Below are 19119 nucleotides of genomic sequence, written 5' to 3' on the forward strand. Positions count from 1 at the left end.
CGGACGGTGCGGGGGTTCATCAGTGCTCCTTCGGACTGAGAGTGCTCGAGGACGTGGTGCGGACCGCGGTCAGTACGGATGGACCTGGCCCGTGGGCCAGCGGAGCTCGACACCGGCCGAGACGAGCTCGGCCTGAAAGTCGGCGAGGAGGTCGGGCTTCGCCTGGACCTCGTGCGGTGCGCGCCCCGTCGCGAGGCAGTGGGCGGCGAGGTGGCCGGCCGCCTCGCCGATGTTCCACTCGACGGGATGCAGCCGGTAGCAGCCGTTGGTGATGTGCGTGGTGCCGATGTTCTTGTTCGCGGCCAGCAGGTTGGTGACGCGCTGCGGCAGCAGCGCGCCCAGCGGGATCTCGAACGGGGTGGACGGCACGTCGATGTACGTGTCGCCGCCGGTGGAGGGGTGCAGGTCGATCCGGTACATGCCCACGCCGACGGTGTCGTCGTAGCGGGTGGCGCCCGCGTCGCCGCGCACGGCGTACGACACGTCGTTCTCGGTGACGGTCGTGACGGCGCGGATCCGGCGCGACTCGCGGTGGTACACCGCCTGGGCGAGACCGTCCGCGGAGCCCATGACGTCGGGCCGCAGCCGCAGCCCGGGGAAGCCGGTGCCGCCGTCGGCCCGCGGCGCCTCGGTCTGCATCCAGTAGAGCATCGAGAGGCTGAGCTGCCGGGCGTCGGCCACGCGTGCCTCCTCGACGTCGCGCGGGACGTCGAGGACGGGCGCGAGGAAGTAGTCGATGCTAGGCCAGTTCACCAGGCACAGGTCGCTCGCGTAGTGGCCGGGGGCGAACAGGTCGCGGGCGGCGATGCGGCGGAACGTCCACAGGTTGCCGTCGCCGGGGTTCTTCGACTGGTCGGCCGCGACCGCGCGGGCGTCGTCCCCCGGGTTCGGGGTGAACGTCCGGACGTCCATGGCGAGCGTGCGCGGGTTGGGCGCCTCCCACGACAGCATCCGGCGCCCGTTCCAGGCGTGGGGCCGGTAGGAGCTCCAGAAGTCGTAGCGCTCGGGCCGGTCGATCGTGTGGTCGCCGTCCACGTGCTCGACGGCGAAGCAGACGCTGAGCGCCTGGACGTTGTCCGGCTGCGCCTCGTCCGGTGCGCTGGGCTCGCCGGTCTCCCGGCTCGACTCGAAGCCGGTCACGTACTCGGTGCCCGTGAGCGGCAGCAGCTCGCCCGTCTCGGTGGCGTCGACGACGAGCGCGGCGGCGACGGTGACGGGCTCGCCGCCCACGACGGACCCGAGCGTCACCGAGGTGACGCGGTCGCCGTCGGTGGTGGCCGACATCGGGCGCACGCGCTCCAGCAGCGTCAGTCGACCGGACGACCGCCACGGCGCCAGCATCTCCTCGAGCACGCCGAGGGCCACCCGCGGCTCGTGGCACAGCTTCGACACCCAGCCGGCGCCGGGGTTGAGGGCGTCCCACGACCGGGCGGCGTCGGTCAGCGGGTACGACCGCCGGTACACGTCGCGGATGCCGTCGCGCAGCCGCCGGTAGCGGGCGGTGACGCCGAAGTCCTCGACCCACGCGCTCTCGTCCGGCGGCACGCCCTGCGACGTGAGCTGGCCGCCGATCCACGGGTGCTCCTCGGTGAGGACCACGCGCGCCCCGCGGTCCACCGCGGCGAGTGCGGCGGCGATGCCGCCGAGGCCGGCTCCGACGACGAGCACGTCGGTCTGGATGTCCTGGGGAGTCACGCGGTTTCTTCCGTCCTGTCGTCCTGTGATGGGTGGTGCGAGGTCTGGCCCGTCAGGCAGGCGGCGGCGCGAGGGTCTCGCCGTCGACGTCCACGCAGTCGAGCAGCTGGCGCAGCTCGTCGTCGGGCACCTGCGCCCCGCCGCGGCGGCCCGACCGTCCGGCGTCCGCCGCCACGAGGCGCGACAGCAGGTGCAGGGCACGGGCGCCCATCTCCTCGCGGGGGATGAAGAACCCCGACCACGGGCGGCCGCCCGGGCGGGGTCGGTGCGGCTGCCCGAGGAGCAGCACGGAGACGTCGTCGGGCACGCGCAGCCCGCGGCGCTCAAGCTCGTCGGCGAGCTCCTCCGGGGAGTTCTCCGGCGCGACGACGATGGCGGTGAAGCGCTGGTCGACGATCTCCGCCGCCGCGGCCGCCACGTCGTCCAGCTCCACGAACCGTGCGGTGAGCCCGCGCTGCTTCATGGTGAGGCGGTACCCCTCGACGCGGTCGAGCGTGGGCTGGTCGGTGCCCCGTGGCCCGACGTAGCCGATGCGGGTGTGTCCCAGCACCGCGAGGCGCTCCACCTGCCGGCTCGTCGCGGTGACGTAGTCGACGCCCACGTAGGGCAGACGCCCGCCGTCGCTGCCACGCTTGCCGATGAACACGAACGGGTAGTTCGTGTCGAGCAGGTGCTGCAGCTCGCCGCGGTCCTCCTGCTGCCCCAGGAGCAGGCAGCCGTCGGCGACGCCGAGCCGCTGCCAGCCCTCGCGGGTCAGCCGGCGGCGGCCGTCCTCCACGCGGGCGCTGGTGAAGAGCAGGATGTCGACGCCGAGCCTCTCGGCGGCGTGCTCGATGCCGACGAGGAACGGTCCGTAGAAGTCCCGGCCGCCCTGGGGGAACGTCGCCTCGTAGGTGAAGACGCCGAGGATCTGCGTGAGCCCGCCCGCGAGGCGCTGCGCGGCGGGGTTGGCGGAGTACCCGGTGATGCGGATCGCGTCGAGCACCCGCTGCCGGGTCTCCTCGCTGATCCGCACGCCGCTCGGGTTGTTGTCGTTGAGGACGAACGACACGGTGGCCTGGCTGACGCCGGCCATGGCGGCGACGTCGGCCTGCGTGATGCGACGACGGGGCAACGCTCCTCCTCGAGCTCGGACGTCGGCGGTGACGTGCCAGGAGTCTCGGGGGTCCGCTGAACCGGGGTCAACATGATGATGCGCATTATTAATGACGGTGAGATCACGGCCAGGAGGGCGCTGCCGCCCGGTTTCCCGGGAGTCCTGCCGTCGGGGGATCAGATGCGGCGCATTATCGAGCGACCTGCTCATGGGTTCGATAAGGCTCCTTGACCGGCGGCCGTCCGGCGCCGAAGGCTGCAGCGGTGCGGTCGCCGACGACGGCGCCGCCGTCACCGACATCCCCGCCACGAAGGAGTGCGCGTCATGTCCGCCAGAACCGTCAGAGGGGCCCGGCTGGTCGCCGGCCTCGCCGTCGCCGTCGTCATCGCTCTCGGCGCCGACGCAGGTCACGCTCTCCCGCACGCCGACGACGACACCGGTCCGCGCGCCGTCGAGGGCACGGAAGCCCCGGACGAGCCGTTCACCTTTCCGGAGTTCAGCTACGTCGGGACCGCTTTCGACAAGGCCGACCTGGCCTACAACCCGACGAACGAGTTCATCTTTCCCAGCGTCATCCGCGCGGCCGACTACTTCAGCGAGCCGCTGGGCACGTACTACATGTACTACGCCCCGCACGAGCGGCCCGGCGGCATCGCCCTGGCCTACTCCGACTCGATCGACGGGCCGTGGACCGAGTACGACGGCAACCCGCTGATCAGCAACAGCTGGTCGCCGCACTACGAGGCGGTCAGCCACATCTCGTCGCCGCACGCCGTGTGGGTGGAGGGCGAGCAGAAGCTGTTCCTGTACTTCCACGGCGAGAACACGATCACCCGCTACGCCACCTCGGACGACGGGGTCCATTTCGACTACGGCGGGACCGCCGTCCAGCGCGACGACACCACCGGCCGGGAGACCTCGTACGCGAAGGTCTTCGAGCAGTCGGTGCCCGGGCTCGGGAACCGCTACCTGATGCTGTTCATGGACAACCCGGCGAACGCGCTGCCCGGCCAGGACGGGCCCGTCGCCCGACGGATCCGCTGGGCCGTGTCCGACGACGCGCGCAGCTGGGAGATCCAGCCCGAGCCCCTCGTGACGCCGCGCGGGATCGAGGAACCGAACGCCTCGGGACCGTTCTTCCTGCGCTGGGAGGGCCGTCACCTCGTCGTCTTCCACGCGAGCGACGGCAACATGCACGCGGTGGACGTGGGGCAGAACTTCGACCAGGAGATCCACCTCGGCGTGGTCCACGACTCGCTCGCCGACGCCCCCGACAGCGGGCGGTCGGCGGCCCCGACCTTCTACTTCGACGGCCGCACCGCCCACATGTACTACGAGGCCGGCGGGCGGTTGACCGCCACCATCGGCCACGCCGTCGCCGCCCTGGACGAGCCCGTTCCGACGAGGGAGCTGGACTGCACCGTCGACCGGCCCGTGCTCTGGCCGCCGAACGGCAAGCTGGTGGACGTGTCCGTCGACGTCGACCTCCGGGACGGAGTCCTGGGGCCGCGCGCGTTCGAGCTCGTCGACGTCGCCGGGGGCGGCGACGGGGACGTGTCCGGCTTCGTCCCGGGGACGCCGTCGACATCCGGCCAGCTGCGCGCCGAGCGCGCGGGCGACGGTGACCGCGTCTACGCGCTGACGTACGCCGGCCACGACGAGCTCGGCCGCGCGGTGGGCTGCACCGTCGACGTCACCGTCCCGCACGACCGCGGGCGCTGACCGGCCCGACAGACCTCCCCGACCATGCACCTGTGCACCTTCTGACGCGTCGGAAGGTGCACAGGTGCATGGTCGGCGCTGGTATCGGTACACGAGAACCTGTACCGTCGCGCCCATGGAGACGGTCACGCTCACGCACACCGCCGCGCTGGCGCGGCTCGGGCACGCGCTGTCGGACGGCACCCGCGCGCGGATCCTGCTCGCGCTGCGCGACGCGCCCGCCTACCCGTCCGACCTCGCCGCGACGCTCGGCGTCTCCAAGCAGGTGATGAGCAACCAGCTCGCGTGCCTGCGCGGCTGCGGCCTGGTCGTGGGCCGCCCGGACGGGCGCCGCACCGAGTACCGGCTGTCCGACCCGCACCTGGCGCACGCGCTCGGCGACATGCTGCGGCTGGCGCTCGTCGTCGACCCGGACTGCTGCGGCCCGGACTGCACGTGCGCGACGGCGCACGGTCCCACCGGCGCGGAGGACGCCGCGTGAGCCACGACCACGACCACGCCCAGGTCGCCGCCGACCACCGGGGCCGGCTCGCGATCGCGTTCGGCATCACGGCCGCGATCCTCGTGGCCCAGGCGGTGGGCGCGCTGCTCACCGGCAGCCTCGCGCTGCTGGTCGACACCGCCCACATGCTCACCGACGCCGGCGGCCTCGCGCTGGCGCTGTTCGCCGCGCACCTGTCGCTGCGGCCGGCATCGCCGCAGCGCACGTGGGGCTACCGACGGGCCGAGGTGCTGGCCGCGCTCGCCCAGGCCGCGGTGCTCCTCGTCGTCGGGGTGTACGTGCTGGTCGAGGCGGTGCTGCGGCTCGCGGAGCCGCCGGAGATCCCGTCCACGCAGCTCGTGGTCTTCGGCGTCGTCGGGCTCGTCGGCAACCTCGCGTCGATGGCGGTCCTGGCGAGCCGCCGCGACGCCAACCTCAACCTGCGGGCCGCGTTCCTCGAGGTGGTCAACGACGCCCTCGGGTCGGTGGGCGTCATCGTCGCCGCGATCGTCATCGCCACCACCGGCTGGCAGCGGGCCGACGCCGTCGCCGCGCTGCTCATCGGGGCGCTCATCCTGCCGCGCGCGGTGAGGCTGCTCCGGGCCGCCGGGTCGGTGCTGCTGGAGTCCACCCCGCCCGGGCTGGACCTCGAGGAGGTGCGCGCCCACCTGCTGGAGGTGGAGCACGTGCGCGACGTGCACGACGTCCACGCCTCCCTCATCGCCACCGGCCTGCCCATCCTGTCGGCGCACGTCGTGGTCGACTCCGGCTGCTTCACCGACGGGCACGCCGGGCGCATCCTCGACGAGCTGCAGGAGTGCGTGGCCACCCACTTCGACGTCGCGGTCGAGCACTCCACCTTCCAGGTCGAGCCGGACACGCACCCGGAGCACGAGCACCCCACGCACGCCTGACCTGCGGGCTCGCGGAGCCGGGCGCCCGATGCTGTGCTGGGCACATGTCCGAGCGCACCGACACCGACCCGACCAGCCACCCCGGCGAGCCGCACGCCGGCGGCCTGGCCCAGCGGCTGAACTGGCTGCGGGCGGGCGTGCTGGGCGCGAACGACGGCATCGTCTCCGTGGCCGCCGTCGTCGTGGGCGTCGCCGGCGCGACGCCGGAGCGCGCGCCGGTGCTCACGGCCGGGCTCGCGGCCCTGGTGGGCGGCGCGATCTCGATGGCGCTCGGCGAGTACGTGTCGGTGTCCAGCCAGTCGGACAGCGAGAAGGCGCTCATCGCCAAGGAGAAGCACGAGCTCGCGACCATGCCGGACGAGGAGTTCGACGAGCTCGTCGGCCTCTACCGGCAGCAGGGCCTCAGCGAGCGCACCGCCCACCAGGTCGCCACCGAGCTCACCCACCACGACGCGCTCGGCGCGCACCTGTCCGCCGAGCTGAACATCGACCCCGACGACGTCGTCAGCCCCTGGCACGCCGCGTGGGCGTCGCTGCTCGCGTTCCTGTCCGGCGGCGTGCTGCCCATGCTGGCCGTGCTGCTCATCCCCGAGCCGTGGAAGGTCGCAGGGACGTTCGTCGTCGTCCTCGCCGCCCTCGGCACGGCCGGTTCGATCGCCGCCTGGATCGGGGGGTCGTCGCGCGCCCGGTCCGTCACGCGCGTCGTCGTGGGCGGCGCGCTGGCGCTCGGCGTCACCTTCGCCCTCGGCTCGCTGCTGGGCACCACCGGCGTCGTCTGACCCTTCCCGCTGCCCGACCCCGACCCGCGAAGGAGCCTCCGTTGCCCGCACCGCACGCCGCCACCGACCTCGCCCCGCACCTGGGCCGCACCGTGCTCTACCAGCTGTACCCGCAGAGCTTCGCCGACACGAACGACGACGGGATCGGCGACCTCGCCGGCATCACCGCCCGCCTCGACTACCTGCGGTGGCTCGGCGTCGGCGCCGTCTGGCTGGACCCGTGCTTCGTGTCCCCGTTCGCCGACGCCGGCTACGACGTCGCCGACTTCCTCACGATCGCACCGCGGTACGGCACCAACGACGACCTGGCGGAGCTCACGGAGGAGGCCGGCAAGCGAGGCATCTCCGTGCTGCTCGACCTCGTGGCCGGGCACACCTCCGACCAGCACCCGTGGTTCGTCGCGTCGGCGGACGACCCCGACGACCACCGCTACGTCTGGAGCGACGTGCCCGTCGACGGCTTCCAGCCCGGGCCCGGCAGCCGCAGCGGGTACTACCTGCCGAACTTCTTCCCGGTGCAGCCGGCGCTGAACTTCGGGTACGCGCGCACGCACCCGGACGAGCCGTGGCGGCAGCCCGTCGACGCCCCCGGCCCGCGGGCCAACCGGGCGGCGCTGCGGGAGATCATGGCGCACTGGTTCGACCTGGGCGTCGCGGGGTTCCGCGTCGACATGGCCGCGTCGCTCGTCAAGGACGACCCGGGCCTCGTCGAGACGGGCCGGCTGTGGCGCGAGAACCGCGAGTGGTTGGAGGCGACCTACCCCGGCCGCGTGCTGATCAGCGAGTGGGGCGACCCGCGGGTCTCCGTCCCGTCCGGGTTCCACGCCGACTTCTTCCTGCAGTTCGGTGGCGACGACGACGGCCTGCCGCTGCGGTCGTTGTGGAACAACGGCGCCGGCACGGTCAACCCGTCGTGGGGTGACGTCCCGAGCTGGGCGGACGCCGACGCGAAGGGCGACGCGGCCACGTTCGTCCGCGCCTGGGAGGAGGCCACGGGCGCGATCGCCGCGGCCGGGCGCGGCGGCCTCACCGGCCTGCCGACGTCGAACCACGACTTCACCCGCCTCGTCGCCGGGGCGCGCGACGCCGAGCAGGCGCGGGCGGCCCTCGTCCTCACGCTGACCTGGCCGTCGATGCCGTCGATCTACTACGGCGACGAGATCGGCATGCGGTTCGTCCCCGACACCCCGACGCTCGAGGGCTCGCGGCTGAGCCCGACCTACGACCGGGCGGGGTCGCGCACCCCGATGCAGTGGGGCGACGTGCCGCCCGGCCGGCTCGGCCCGGACGTGGCGGAGTCGCGCTACCTGCCGCAGGACCCGGACCCCGACCGCCCCACCGTGGCCGCCCAGCTCGACGACGAGGGCTCCCTGCTGCACCTCGTGCGGCGGCTCGCCCATCTGCGGACGACGGACGGGCGCCTCGACGCCTCCGCCCCCGTGGAGGTGCTGGCCACCGGCTACCCGTTCGCCTACCTGCGCGGCGGCACGCTCGCCGTCGTCCTCAACCCGGGCCGCGCGCCCGTGTCGATCGCCGTGCCGGGTGCCGCGGGCGCCCGGGCCGTCGAGGCACGCGGGCTCCGCACCGAGGGCGACGTCGTCCACCTCGACGGGCACGGGTACGCCGTCCTCGATCTCGCCTGACCTCCCGTGAGCCGGTCAGTGTCAGGAGGTCGCGGCACGCTGGGCCCATGGAGCTCGAGGTGCACGGCGAGGTGTTCCAGTGGCGCGGCCCCGCGCCGTACTACTACGTCGCGGTGCCGGACGCCGAGGCCGAGCGCATCGCCGCCGTCGCGCCGCTGGTCACGTACGGCTGGGGCGTCATCCCCGTCACCGGACGCCTCGGCGCGACGACGTTCACCACGTCCCTGTTCCCCAAGGACGGCGGCTACCTCGTGCCGCTCAAGGACGCCGTGCGCCGGCCCGAGGGCGTGGACGACGGCGACCGGGTCGTCGTGCACCTGACGCTCGACGGCGTGTGAGCGGCTCAGGTCCCCCAGCGCAGCAGCCGGACCGTGGTGATCCCCGGCGTGGGGCCGCCGTCGACCGCCGCGAGCTGGAGCTCCACCGTCCCGGCGTCCGTACCGTCAGGACCGTCGGTACCGGCCGCCGCCAGGATCCCCGCGACGTCGTAGTCGAGCTCGAGGAACTCCTCGCCGGGCTCGAACGACTCGACGGCGACCGTCCGGCCGGCCAGCCGGATCGTCACGCGGGTGGGCTCGTCCGTGGTGCGGAAGCCCACGCGCAGGCTCCGACCGGCGCCGTCGGCGTTCGCCAGCCGGACGGACATCCGGTCGGTGGTGCTGCGCCAGTGGCGGTCGCCCTGGACACCGGGTGTGCCCTCGCCCCGGAACGCGTGGTCGGACTCCGGCTGCTGCTCGCCGAACGCCACCGCGTCGAGGGTGCGGGCGTCGAGGGCGAGGCCGCGGTCCAGGACGGCGAGCTCGGCGCGACGGGCCGGCACGTCGCCGTCGGCGACCGGCCAGTACACGGTGTACCGCGCATCGTGGAGCCGGAAGAAGGGCTCGAGCTCGACGGGGGCGCCCGACCTCGGCGTGAGCCGGTAGCGCAGAGGCCCCGACTCCGTCACCGCGTCGCTGCACGGCGCCACGACCGGCAGGTCGGCGAACGGCCGCAGCGGCCCGTGCGCGACGTGCCCCATCCGGCTGTCGTCGGCGACCAGCCCGTCGAGGCGACGCGTGTCGCCCCGGCCGGCCAGGACCAGCGGGCCCGCGAGGTACGCCTGCCACGCGGACCCGTCGGGCAGGCGTTCGGCCCGCAGCGCCAGCGGCATCCGGTAACGGATCACGTCGCCCGGCCGCCACTCGCGCTCGAGGAGCACGGCGCCCGGCACCGCCGACCTCGTGACGTCGGTGTCCTCCAGGGCCACGCCGTCCAGCGTGAGGTCGACGAGGCCGTCGAGCCAGCCGGGCACCCGGAGCCGGACGGCGAAGCGCGCGGGCCGGTCGAGGTCCAGCGTCAGCGCGACGCGGTCGTCGTCGGGGAACGACGTCTCGAGCCGCACCCGGCCGAACCCGTCGAGGTCCAGCTCGGCGCCGATCGGGAGGTTGACCGCGAGGGCCCCGCCCTCCAGGCCGAACACCCACTCGCCGTGCCGGACGTGGGCCTCCATCCCGGTGCCCACGCAGCACCAGAAGCCGTCGTCCGCGGCCGAGTACACCCGGTAGTGACCCGGCCGGAGAGGCGTGAAGTAGACGAAGCCGCCGTGGTCGGGGTGCTGGGACGCGAGGACCTGGTTGAACAGCGCGCGCTCGACGTAGTCGAGGTGCTCGGGACGCAGCCGCGCCTCCGCCAGACGGCGCGTCAGGCGCAGCATGTTGACCGTGTTGCAGAACTCCGGGCCCTCGCGGTCGTCGATCATCGGCGTGAAGTCGCCCGCGTCGTGGAAGTGCTCGCGGACGCTGTTGCCGCCGATCGCGACCGTCCGCCGCTCGGTCACCGCGCGCCAGAAGGTGTCCGCCGCCGTCAGGAGCGCCGGGTCGCCGGTCGCCGTCCCCGTGGACGCGTAACCGACCACCTTCGGGATCTGGGTGTTGGCGTGACGTCCCGTGAGGTCGTCACGCCCCTCGAGCAGCGGGTCCAGGATCGCGCGGTGCGAGAAGCGCCGCGCCATGCGCGCGTAGTCGTCGCGCCCGGTGAGCAGGGCGAGCTGCGCGTAGGCGTCGTTCATCCCGCCGAACTCGGTGTCGAGCATCTCCTCGAACGCCTCGGCGCCGACGGTCGACGCGATGTCGAGCCACCAGTCCGCGAGCCGGACGACGACGTCGAGCGCACGCCGCTCCCCCGCGACCGCGTACGCGTCCGTCAGCCCTTGGAACACCTTGTGCAGGTTGTACCAGGGCACCCAGTGGTCGCTCGAGCCGAGCGCCCGCACCGCGTCGAGCGCTGCGTCGGGGGCCGCGTCCCGCAGGGCCTCGAAGAGCGCGGCGCCGCCGGGGACCCCGCCGACCCACCCGGTGCCGACGGCGTCCTGGGCCCGGTCGAGCTCGTCGACGACGTACCGCACCCGGGCCCCGGCCTCGGTGTCCCCGGTCGCGGCGACCAGGTGCGACAGGGCGGACAGGTAGTGGCCCAGGGTGTGGCCGTCGAGCCCGGAGCTCTCCCAGTTGCCGTAGCTCGGCGCCCGCGGGGGCAGGCCCGCCTCCCGGAGGTACGGCGCGAGCAGGCGGTCGGGGTCGAGGTGCAGGAGGTATCGACGGTCGGTCTGCAGCGCTCGCGCGAACGGCCCGTCGGTGAGCCGCACGCGGTCGGCGGGGAACAGTCTCATCGGTTCGCGGTCCCCCGCCGGTCAGGCCAGCTCGAGCTCGACCGTGAGGTACGAGTGCGCGGGCAGCACGATCTCGAGGCCGTCGGGGACCTGACGCAGGTCGTCGAACGGCACCGGGGTGACCGCCTCGGGCGCCTCCGGGGTGTTGTGGGCGGCGAGCGCGGGGGCCGTGAGCACGCGCGCACGGGCCCCGGACACGGTGCGGCCGCGCAGGTCGAGCGTGACGGCGTGGTCGCGCGTCGCGTCGAGGTTCGACAGGGAGACGAGGGCCGTGTCGCCGCGCGTCGAGGCCGACGCGGAGACGAGCGGGAGGGCACGACCGTCGGACTCGATCTCGGGCGCCCCCTTGAGGTGCACCGCGAGCGAGTCGGCGTCGTGGTGGCCCGCGTTCATCGCGAACACGTGGTAGGTCGGCGTCAGCACGAGGGCGCCGGACTCCGGGTCCGTGAGGATCATCGCCTGCAGCACGTTGACGGTCTGGGCGATGTTCGCCATGACCACCCGGTCGGCGTGCCGGTGGAAGGCGTCGAAGTGGAGGCTGGCGACGAGCGCGTCCCGCAGGGTGTTCTGCTGGTACAGGAACCCGGGGTTGGTGCCTCGCTCGACGTTCCACCAGGTGCCCCACTCGTCCACGACGAGCCCCACCTTCTTCTGCGGGTCGTAGCGGTCCATCACCGTGGAGTGCCGCGCCAGGAGGGTCTCCATGCGACCGGCGCGGGACAGGGCCCGGTACCACTCGTCCTCGGTGAAGCGCGTCGCGTCGCCCTTGTCGGACCACGGTCCGGTCATCGTGTAGTAGTGCAGCGACAGGGCCTGGTAGGGGCCGGCGGGTCGGTCGTCCTCGTCGAGCGGGTCGAACGACCGCATGAGGGTCTCGGTCCAGTGGTAGTCGTCGGCGTTGGCGCCGGCGGCGATGCGGTAGACCGTGTTGTCGCCGTGGTCGCGGGTGTAGGTGGCGTACTGCCGGGCGAGCGAGGCGAACTGCTCGGCGCGCAGGTTGCCCCCGCAGCCCCACGCCTCGTTGCCGAGCCCCCAGAACGGCACGCGCCAGGGCTCGTCCCGGCCGTTGGCGCGGCGGCGCGCCGCCATCGGGGAGTCGTCGGCGCGGGTCAGGTACTCGACCCAGTCGCTCATCTCGCGCACGGTGCCCGAGCCGACGTTGCCGCTGACGTAGGGGTCGGCGCCCAGGAGCTCGCAGAGGTCCATGAACTCGTGCGTCCCGAAGGAGTTGTCCTCCACGACGTCGCCCCAGTGCGAGTTCACCATGCGGGGCCGCTGGTCGCGCGGTCCGATGCCGTCCTCCCAGTGGTAGTCGTCGGCGAAGCACCCTCCCGGCCAGCGCAGGTTGGGGATGCGGACGGCGCGGAGCGCCTCGACGACGTCGCTGCGGATGCCGCGCACGTTCGGCGTCGCGGAGTCCTCGCCGACCCAGAACCCGCCGTAGATGCACCGGCCCAGGTGCTCGGCGAAGTGTCCGTACACGTGCCGGGAGATCCGCGGGCCGGGCAGGTCGAGGTCGATGACGGCGGAGAGGGAGGTGCTCACAGGTTTCCTCACGGGGTGCTGACGGGACTGGATCGAGGGACTGGCTGAAGGGTGTGAAAAGGCAGGTCAGGCGTGGATCGTGACGGCGGTGACGGACCACGGGGGCAGCAGGATCTCGAGCCTCCCGTCGCCGCCGAGCTCCGTGGTCACGGGCGGGTGCGGCCAGGTCTCGAAGGGCTCGCCCTCGTCGGGGTCGGGCCCGCTGAGCGTCTCGGCGCTGGCGTGCACCCGGCCCGTCCCGGGCAGGTCGACGACGGTCTCGCGCGCGGTCGGGGAGGCGTTGACCACCCGGACCGTGCGGCTGCCGTCGGCCCGCGCGGTCGCGCCCGCGACGACGCGCTGCTCGGGCAGGTCGACGTCGACGACGTCGTGCACGAGCGCCTCGTCGACCCAGGCGCGCACGCGCGTCCCGTCGTCGACCGGCTCGGAGCGGACCCGCACGGTGCGGGGGACGCCGGTGCGCAGGCCGCGGAAGGGGTGCGGCCCGTCGATCTCGTTGTCGAGGCCGTCGTCGGTCCGGGTGAGCACCGTCGACTTGTTCTCCCACGACCCGACCTGGAACGTGTACGCCGACGACGCGCCGCCGTCGCCGCCGAACGTGAGCACGACTCCCTCCGTGCCGGCGGTGCGCACGAGCTGCGCCGAGATCTCGGCGCCCTCCCGCGGCCAGGCGCCGACGTCGCGGGCCGCGCCGTCGGCCGTGGTACGCACGTCGTCCACCCGCACGCCGTCGACCTCGACGTCGGTCCAGGTCACGTCCGCGCCGCGGCTCGAGAGGCGGACGCGCTGCGGGCCCGAGGGGCGCCGCACGACGTCGTCCGCGCCGGCGACGGTGACCTCGCAGACGCGGTCCCCGCGGGTCTGGGCGAACATCCGCTGCACGTGATAGCTCGCGGTGGGGCGCACGTCCGTGGCGGTGAAGTAGAGGAGGTCGGGCTGCCACGCCGTCCCCCCGACCCGGGCGAGCAGGGGCGCGTAGGACGCCAGCCGGACGACGTCGCCGTTGCGCTCGAGCCCGACCATCCACGCGGCCTCGGCGAGCGCCGAGCGCAGGCGGGTGGACCGGGCGGCGTACTCGCCGACGTACACCGCCGGTCCCGTCCGGTCGTAGGCGTCGTAGCGGTCCACCTGCTGGTGAAACCAGTGCGGCGTCCGGTAGCCGTGCTCGTCGACGACCGCGACCCCCTGCTCGCGGGCCATCGCCCACCCGGCGTCGAAGTCGCGCCCGGTGAGCTGCGGGCCGGAGGTGCCGATCACGGTGATCTCCGGGTGCTCGGCCCGGAGCGCGTCGTGGATCGGCACGAAGCGGTCCCGGAACTCCGCGGTGATCTCGTCCTCGTTGCCCACGCCCACGTAGCGCAGCCCGAACGGCTCCGGGTGCCCCATCTCGGCCCGCAGGGCGCCCCACGTCGTGTCCGGCGCACCGTTGGCGAACTCCACGAGGTCGAGGACGTCCTGGATGTACGCCGGCATGTCGTCGGGCGAGATCGCGCGCGCCCGGCCGGGGATGTTCTGGCAGCAGACGCCCGCCGCGACGACCGGCACCGGGGCGGCGTCCAGCGCCTCGCACAGCTCGAAGTACTCGAAGTACCCGATCGCCATCGACTGGTGGTAGCCCCAGACGTTGCGCAGGTGGCGCCGCTGGTGGCGCGGGCCGACGGTCGACTTCCAGTGGTACAGGTTGTCGAGGCCGTAGCCGTGCGCGATGCAGCCGCCCGGGAACCGCACGAAGGCGGGGGCCAGCCCCGCGAGGGCGGCGACGAGGTCGGCGCGGAAGGTGCGCGGCTCGCCCGTCGCCGGGTCCACGGGGCGCAGGCTCACCACGTCGACGTCGGCCACGCCGGCGGGGAGCTCCAGTCGCAGCTCGGCGGCGTCGAGCGCGTCGACGACGTCGAGGGTCGCGTCGACGAACGCCCACGCGCCGACCGCGGCACCCAGGGGCACGTCGGCGGCCGCTCCCCCGAGGTCCGCGCGGATCTCCCGGGCGTCGTCGTCGACCCGTCTCACGGCGAGCGCGAGGCGGTACCGACCCGCCGGCGCGGTGATGCCGTCGTCGTACCCGAGGTTGCCGAGCCGTGCCGGCGCGCCGCGCGCGTCGAGGCGGGCGTGGACGGCGTTCTCCGGGTGCAGGGGGTCGGCCCGCCGCACCCGCACCGCGCCCTCGGTGGTCCACGCGGTCAGGGGACCCCAGTCCTCGTGGTCGTCGGGGCCGTACTCGAAGCCGCCGTTCTGGACCAGGTCGGCGTTGAGCCCGCCGTCGAGGGCCCAGTTGATGTCCTCCAGGAAGATGCCCCACAGGTCGGGGCTGATCTCGCGCTCGGTCGGCTCGCCGACGACGATGCGCAGCGGGGCGGGGGCGGTGCCGGTCATGGAACTCCGTCGTTCGTGGGAGGCAGGCGTCGGGTCCGTGCCGTCGAGGAAAACTACTTTATGGATAAAGCGGGTGTCCAGACCCCGCCGGAACCACGGGTCGTGCCCGGCCTCAGCGCCGGGTCGACTCGCGCTCCACCAGCGTGAACGGGGCCGTCTCGTCGCCGCCGCCGACCCGCGAGCCGTCGAGCCGGCCGAGCAGCATCCCGACGGCACGGCGGGCCACCCACGCGTGGTCCGGCGCCACCGTCGTCAGCGACGGCGTGAGGTACTCCGCCTCGGGGACGTCGTCGAACCCCGCCAGCAGCATGTCCGCCGGGACGCGGACGCCGACGTCGGCCAGGCCGCGCGCCACCCCGATCGCGACCGTGTCGGTGACGCCGACGACCCCGTCCACCCGGGCGGATCCGCGGAAGCGGGTCCCGAGCTCGGCGCCCGCGCGCCGTCCTTCCGCCATCGTGTACGCGCCGGTGGGGATCACCAGGTCCGGCTCGTACGGCAACCCGGCGTCCTGCAGGGCCGCCCGATACCCGCCCAGCCGGAGGCTGAGCATCGTGGTCGCGTCGGTGGGACGCCCCCCGACGAGCGCGATCCTGCGGCAGCCGCGCTCGATGAGCAGCGCGGTGGCGGCGCGGGCCCCCTCGTGGTTCGGGAGCGCCACATGATCCACGCCGGTCGGAGCGACCCGCTCGCCGAGCAGCACGATCGGGAGCTGCCCCGCGTCGGTGAGCTGGGTCTGCAGGTCGAGGCCGACCGCGCTGAGGATCAACCCGTCGTACGACAACGTCTGCGACAGCCGGATCGCCGCGAGCTCGCCCTCGGCCTGCGCGCCGGTCTCCTCGACGGCCACCCGATACCCCTCGGCGGCAGCCGCCGCGGTCACCAGCGCCCCGAGCTGACCGAAGTACGGCCGGTCCAGCTCGGGCACGGCCAGGCCGATCACGCCGCTCCGCCCCGCGCGCAGCGTGCGAGCCGCGACGTTCATGCGGTAGCCGGACCGCTCGAGCTCCCGCAGGACGCGCCGTCGCACCTCGTCGCTGACGCCGCTGCGACCGTTGACGACGTTGGAGACCGTCATGGACGACACGCCCGCCGCCCGTGCGACGTCGTTCATCGTCACCACGGCGCCTGCTCCCCCGACGATCGAGCTGGTCCACCGGCGCTCCCGCCGGAGTCCCGGGCCGCGTCCGGCCCCGGGCGGAGCCTATCTCGGGCCGCCTGCCGCGCCTGGAGCGACGCCGTCGTCTCGGCGGTCGAGCGCCTCGCCGCCCGTCGCCCTCGCTCTGTAGCGTCGGCCCCGCACCTGCGACGTTGGAGGATCCCCCCGTGACCGACCTGCCCACGACCACGCCCGACGCGAGTCTCGCCCTCGACGCCGTCGTCGACCTCGACGTCCCCGGCCCGACGATCAGCCGCCACCTGTACGGCCACTTCGCGGAGCACCTGGGCCGGTGCATCTACGAGGGGTTCTGGGTGGGCGAGGACTCCGACATCCCGAACGTCGGCGGCATCCGCACCGACGTCGTCGAGGCGCTCCGTGAGCTGCAGATCCCCAACCTGCGCTGGCCGGGCGGCTGCTTCGCCGACACGTATCACTGGCGCGACGGCGTGGGCCCGGCGGCCGACCGCCCGCGCATCGTCAACGCGCACTGGGGCGACGTCGTCGAGGACAACGCCTTCGGCACGCACGAGTTCATGGCGCTGTGCGACCTGCTCGGCACGGCCCCGTACATCTCGGGGAACGTCGGCTCGGGCACGGTGCAGGAGACCGCGGACTGGGTCGAGTACCTGACGCGCGGCGACGACTCGCCGATGGCGCGCCTGCGTCGCGAGCACGGTCGGGACGAGCCGTGGGGCCTGTCGTTCTTCGGCATCGGCAACGAGCCCTGGGGTTGCGGCGGCAACCTGCGCGCCGACCAGTTCGCGTCGCTGGCCCGCCAGCACGCGACGTACGCGCGCGACCACGGCGGCAACCGCCTGGTGCGCGTCGCGGCGGGCGCGTCGGACGACGACTACGCGTGGACCGAGACGCTCATGCAGCAGGTCGCGAAGCTCGGCGACGCGGAGCCGCGCAACCTGTGGCAGATGGTGTCGTTCCACTTCTACACGTTCGCCGGGACCTGGGGCGAGAAGGGCAGCGCCACGCGGTTCACGCGCGACCAGTACTGGGCCACGATGCGCAAGGCGCTCGACGTGCGCCGCATCCTCGCCGGGCACTCGGCCGTGATGGACGCCTACGACCCGCAGGCGAAGATCGGGCTCGCGCTCGACGAGTGGGGAACCTGGTGGGACGTGGAGCCCGGCACCAACCCCGGCTTCCTGTACCAGCAGAACGCCATGCGCGACGCGCTCGTCGCGGCGGTGCACTTCGACGCCTTCCACGACCACGCGCGCCGGCTGCGCCTCGCCAACATCGCGCAGACGGTCAACGTGCTGCAGTCCATGCTGCTCACCGACGGCGCGAAGATGATCAAGACGCCCACGTTCCACGCCTTCGCGATGAGCGCCGGCCACCACGACGCCGCGAGCCTGCCCGTGCGCGAGCGGTCGCCGCGGGCCACGCACGACGTCGACGGCACGGCGGTCGGGACGGTCTCGGCGTCGGCGTCCACGAAGGACGGCGCGGTGCTGGTGTCGCTGACCAACCTCGACCCGGACGCCCCCGCCACGGTGCGGATCGACCTGCGCGGCCATGCGGTGAGCGAGCCCGTCGCCACCGTGCTCGCCGCCGACGACCCCGCCGCGCACAACACCTTCGACGCGCCCGAGGCCGTCGCGCCGCGGCCGCTCGACGGCGTGACGGTGACCGACGGCGTCCTCACGGCGCAGCTGCCGCCCGCGGCGTTCGCGACCGTTCGCCTGACGCTCGCCTGAGGTCTGCCGTTCGATATCTGAGACATATAGTCCCATTCAGCGGACGGCGGGTGTAGACCTGGGGCATGAGCAGCCCTGACGTCGATAACCCCGCGGTCGCCGACCCCGAGCAGCGGTACTGGCGGCGCAACCTCGCCGTCGGCACGGTCGGGTCGTTCACCACGCTCGTCGCGATGACGCTGCTGGTGCCGTTCCTGCCGGAGTACGTGCGGCAGCTCGGCGTCGACGACCCGGCCGCCGTCGTGCGTTGGTCGGGAGTCGCCTACGGGGCCACGTTCCTCACGGCGGCGCTCACCGCACCGCTGTGGGGGATGCTCGGCGACCGGTTCGGCCGCAAGTCCATGCTGGTGCGCGCCAGCCTGGGCATGGCGGTCGCGATGACGCTGCTCGGGTTCGTGCAGAGCGTCGAGCAGCTCGTCGCGGTCCGGCTGCTGGTCGGACTGCTCGGCGGCTACTCCTCGGGGGCCACCATTCTCGTGGCGGCGCAGACGCCGAAGGACCGCAGCGCCTGGGCGCTCGGGGTGCTGTCGTCGGGCATCCTCGCGGGCAACGTCGTCGGGCCGCTGGTGGGTGGGTTCGTGCCCGCGTGGGTGGGCATCCGGTCGACGTTCGTCGTGTGCGGAGCGGTCATCTTCCTCGCGTTCCTCGCCACGACGTTCCTCCTGCGCGAGCCGCGCACCGCCTCGCGCGCGCCCCGCGCGGCGACCGCCCCGCGCCGCGGCGTGTGGTCGCAGGTGCAGCGCCCGGGCGCCGTCGTCGCGCTGCTGGCGACGTCGAGCCTGCTGCTGTTCTCGACGATGTCGATCGAGCCGATCGTCACCGTCTACGTCGAGGACCTGGGTCAGCTCTCGCACGCGGCCGGGGTGGCGGGGATCCTCGTCGCGCTGACCGCCGTCGGGAGCGTCGTCGCGGCGCCGCGGGTGGGCCGGCTCGCGGACCGCGTCGGCCACACGCGTGTGGTGATCGCCTGCCTCGCGGCGGCGGGCGTGCTGGCTCTGGCACAGGCGTTCGTCGCGAACGTCTGGCAGCTCGGCGTCCTGCGCGTGCTGCTCGGCCTCAGCCTCGGCGGCCTGCTGCCGTCCATCACCGCGGCCGTGCGCCACCTCGCCCCGCCGGACGCCGTCGGCCGCGTGCTGGGGCTCGGCGTCTCCGCGCAGTACGTGGGGCAGGTCGCGGGGCCGGTGCTCGGCGGCCTGGTCGCCGCGCAGGCCGGCCTGCGCGCGGTCTTCGTCGCCACCGCCGTCGTGCTGCTCGCCGCGGCGACGCTCAACCTCGTCGTCCTGCGCCGCGGCGGAGCTCGAGATCGGTCGACCACGACGCCAGAGATCGCGACAGCCCCGCCCACCGCCTGAGATC

Annotated in this window: 14 protein-coding genes; 8 read left to right on the forward strand and 6 right to left on the reverse strand. The window is 73.7% G+C overall.

The genetic code is table 11. The features are described 5' to 3' along the window. Positions 1–69 precede the first annotated feature (69 nt). Together ACQP60_RS08250 and ACQP60_RS08255 are read right to left on the reverse strand one after the other, a co-directional pair. Positions 70–1695, reverse strand: coding sequence for an FAD-dependent oxidoreductase (locus tag ACQP60_RS08250; protein WP_429730547.1), 1626 nt, complete (start codon positions 1693–1695; stop codon positions 70–72). Positions 1696–1747: 52 nt separating this feature from the next. Beyond that, the gene (locus tag ACQP60_RS08255; protein WP_429730550.1) at positions 1748–2809 is read right to left on the reverse strand and encodes a LacI family DNA-binding transcriptional regulator; all 1062 of its coding nucleotides are present in this window, start codon (positions 2807–2809) and stop codon (positions 1748–1750) included. Positions 2810–3115: 306 nt separating this feature from the next. On the opposite strand from ACQP60_RS08255, the gene ACQP60_RS08260 reads away from it, so the two are divergent. The 6 genes from ACQP60_RS08260 (at position 3116) to ACQP60_RS08285 (ending at position 8668) form a co-directional block, all read left to right on the forward strand. Then, positions 3116–4513: a glycoside hydrolase family protein gene (locus ACQP60_RS08260; protein WP_429730552.1), complete on the forward strand. Its 1398-nt coding sequence runs from the start codon at positions 3116–3118 to the stop codon at positions 4511–4513. 115 nt (positions 4514–4628) lie between these two features. Then, the gene (locus tag ACQP60_RS08265) at positions 4629–4994 is read left to right on the forward strand and encodes an ArsR/SmtB family transcription factor (protein WP_429730555.1); all 366 of its coding nucleotides are present in this window, start codon (positions 4629–4631) and stop codon (positions 4992–4994) included. Then, positions 4991–5908, forward strand: coding sequence for a cation diffusion facilitator family transporter (locus ACQP60_RS08270; protein WP_429730558.1), 918 nt, complete (start codon positions 4991–4993; stop codon positions 5906–5908). Before ACQP60_RS08265 ends, ACQP60_RS08270 begins: the two co-directional genes overlap by 4 nt. A gap of 44 nt (positions 5909–5952) precedes the next feature. Next, complete coding sequence (locus tag ACQP60_RS08275) at positions 5953–6687, forward strand: VIT1/CCC1 transporter family protein (RefSeq protein WP_429730561.1); 735 nt, start codon at positions 5953–5955, stop codon at positions 6685–6687. Positions 6688–6728: 41 nt separating this feature from the next. Continuing rightward, positions 6729–8330, forward strand: a complete 1602-nt coding sequence (locus tag ACQP60_RS08280) for an alpha-amylase family glycosyl hydrolase (protein WP_429730564.1) — start codon at positions 6729–6731, stop codon at positions 8328–8330. Positions 8331–8377: 47 nt separating this feature from the next. Further along, a complete protein-coding gene (locus ACQP60_RS08285; RefSeq protein ID WP_429730567.1) occupies positions 8378–8668 on the forward strand; it encodes a DUF1905 domain-containing protein in 291 nt (96 codons plus the stop codon). Positions 8669–8673: 5 nt separating this feature from the next. Here ACQP60_RS08285 and ACQP60_RS08290 read toward each other — a convergent pair whose 3' ends face one another. From ACQP60_RS08290 to ACQP60_RS08305, 4 genes are all read right to left on the reverse strand, one after another. After that, complete coding sequence (locus ACQP60_RS08290) at positions 8674–10974, reverse strand: beta-L-arabinofuranosidase domain-containing protein (protein WP_429730570.1); 2301 nt, start codon at positions 10972–10974, stop codon at positions 8674–8676. 21 nt (positions 10975–10995) lie between these two features. Next, positions 10996–12519: an alpha-N-arabinofuranosidase gene (locus ACQP60_RS08295; RefSeq protein ID WP_429730572.1), complete on the reverse strand. Its 1524-nt coding sequence runs from the start codon at positions 12517–12519 to the stop codon at positions 10996–10998. 66 nt (positions 12520–12585) lie between these two features. Further along, on the reverse strand, positions 12586–14889 hold the full coding sequence (locus ACQP60_RS08300; RefSeq protein ID WP_429730575.1) for an alpha-L-arabinofuranosidase C-terminal domain-containing protein: 2304 nt from the start codon (positions 14887–14889) through the stop codon (positions 12586–12588). A gap of 112 nt (positions 14890–15001) precedes the next feature. Beyond that, complete coding sequence (locus ACQP60_RS08305; RefSeq protein WP_429730578.1) at positions 15002–16003, reverse strand: LacI family DNA-binding transcriptional regulator; 1002 nt, start codon at positions 16001–16003, stop codon at positions 15002–15004. 212 nt (positions 16004–16215) lie between these two features. Between ACQP60_RS08305 and ACQP60_RS08310 the strand changes: the two genes are divergently transcribed. Next, complete coding sequence (locus ACQP60_RS08310; protein ID WP_429730581.1) at positions 16216–17763, forward strand: alpha-N-arabinofuranosidase; 1548 nt, start codon at positions 16216–16218, stop codon at positions 17761–17763. A 65-nt stretch (positions 17764–17828) separates the two neighbouring features. Continuing rightward, positions 17829–19115 carry an MFS transporter gene (locus tag ACQP60_RS08315; RefSeq protein WP_429730584.1) on the forward strand — a complete coding sequence of 429 codons (1287 nt, stop codon included), beginning with the start codon at positions 17829–17831 and terminating at the stop codon, positions 19113–19115. The last annotated feature ends 4 nt before the right edge of the window (positions 19116–19119 follow it).

The sequence above is a fragment of the Isoptericola variabilis genome, assembly GCF_050311655.1.
In the GTDB taxonomy this organism is placed as follows: Bacteria; Actinomycetota; Actinomycetes; order Actinomycetales; family Cellulomonadaceae; genus Isoptericola; species Isoptericola variabilis.

Excerpts from the sequence above, each read along its gene's own strand:
- ACQP60_RS08260 (WP_429730552.1), top strand. The coding sequence starts at position 3,116 with ATGTCCGCCAGAACCGTCAGAGGGGCCCGGCTGGTCGCCGGCCTCGCC.
- ACQP60_RS08265 (WP_429730555.1), top strand. The coding sequence starts at position 4,629 with ATGGAGACGGTCACGCTCACGCACACCGCCGCGCTGGCGCGGCTCGGG.
- ACQP60_RS08275 (WP_429730561.1), top strand. The coding sequence starts at position 5,953 with ATGTCCGAGCGCACCGACACCGACCCGACCAGCCACCCCGGCGAGCCG.
- ACQP60_RS08285 (WP_429730567.1), top strand. The coding sequence starts at position 8,378 with ATGGAGCTCGAGGTGCACGGCGAGGTGTTCCAGTGGCGCGGCCCCGCG.
- ACQP60_RS08290 (WP_429730570.1), bottom strand. The coding sequence starts at position 10,974 with ATGAGACTGTTCCCCGCCGACCGCGTGCGGCTCACCGACGGGCCGTTC.
- ACQP60_RS08300 (WP_429730575.1), bottom strand. The coding sequence starts at position 14,889 with ATGACCGGCACCGCCCCCGCCCCGCTGCGCATCGTCGTCGGCGAGCCG.
- ACQP60_RS08305 (WP_429730578.1), bottom strand. The coding sequence starts at position 16,003 with ATGAACGACGTCGCACGGGCGGCGGGCGTGTCGTCCATGACGGTCTCC.
- ACQP60_RS08315 (WP_429730584.1), top strand. The coding sequence starts at position 17,829 with ATGAGCAGCCCTGACGTCGATAACCCCGCGGTCGCCGACCCCGAGCAG.